At 56.5% G+C, this 1,108-nt stretch carries 1 protein-coding gene; it reads right to left on the bottom strand.

Annotated features, from left to right (window positions below):
* Positions 1-271 (bottom strand): DnaA N-terminal domain-containing protein (locus AC1DT3_RS22165; protein ID WP_477467330.1); only part of this gene is annotated, 271 nt, incomplete at its 3' end.
* Between the last annotated feature and the right edge of the window lie 837 nt (positions 272-1,108).

The raw sequence follows: 1,108 nt of genomic DNA, 5'->3' as shown, positions 1-1,108 counted from the left end.
CGCCAAGGGACAGGCGTTCGATCGAGGGGGTCTCCGAGCGATAAACCGTGAGAACGCGATCCGTGTAATGAGCCTCGATCCAGCTCTTCAGAAAGCGCGTCGGCACCGTGAGGTACGCGCAGCCTTCGACGACCGAATCCAGCTCCAGGCGACCGAACCAGCTCGCAAAAATATCCTCGCCCAATTCGGCGCGCAGACGACGCTTCACGCGGGCCCAGACTTCAGTGGCCGCTTGCGTCTCCGAAAGATCGCGACTGGTCTCTGCAGACATCAATATATCCCCTCCAGGGCACTGCCACGACGACAGCCCCCCACGCCAACCCATTCCCGAACACCCCGACAAAAAGATGCCGTCGAGGGCGGTTCAGGATCAGCGCCCCCTAAATTGTACTGAAGACTATGTTTTACGTTTGAACTGAGATGACTCTAGCAAGTCACCTCATTGACACCCTCTCAAGACCATCCAAGAGGAGCCCCGGATCAAGGCAGCGCATTTCTTGCTTTATTATTATGCGAGACAACGCCCAATCCCCCGTATCTGAGCTCTTTACCTTGACACTTGAGTGGATGACTTCGCGGCGGACCGCTGAAGTTGGATCGACCTTACACAGGGGGGTGGGGGGGTGCAACACGCTGGAATGCCCGTGTCGACCGTGGCGGGGGGTGGGACAGGGTTGCAACCTCGTCCACAGCTTTTGACGACCCGCGGTAAAGTGCTGACTCTCCAATGATTCAGTGTCGCAGGGTGYATCGTCCGCAGCCGCATAAAAGAGTTTTTCACGCCACGTTGCATCAGGTTCGATTCGGGCAGAAAGCGAGGCCGATTCCGATGCTTCACGGATCTTTGCCTGCTAAGCTCTTGTGCCGGCTATGTCTTTTCTGTGCGATTTAATCTCGCTTGCCCAACAATTCCACCCGTTATCGACAGCTTCGAGTCAAGCTGCGATGTGGATAAAATTATCCTCTCTTCGTCGCATTCCGGGCAACAAAAAACCCGGCGCAAAGGCCGGGTTGATCGCCTGCGGACCAAGGTCCGCGGAAGAGCAAAATCAGGCGCTCAGGGCCTGAATACGATGAGCCAGACGCGAGACCTTGCGCGATGCATTGT

This window comes from Microvirga sp. P4_G7 (genome assembly GCF_056401005.1).
The sequence above is the reverse complement of the archived record's forward strand: the minus strand, read 5'-3'. Positions and strand labels throughout refer to the sequence as shown.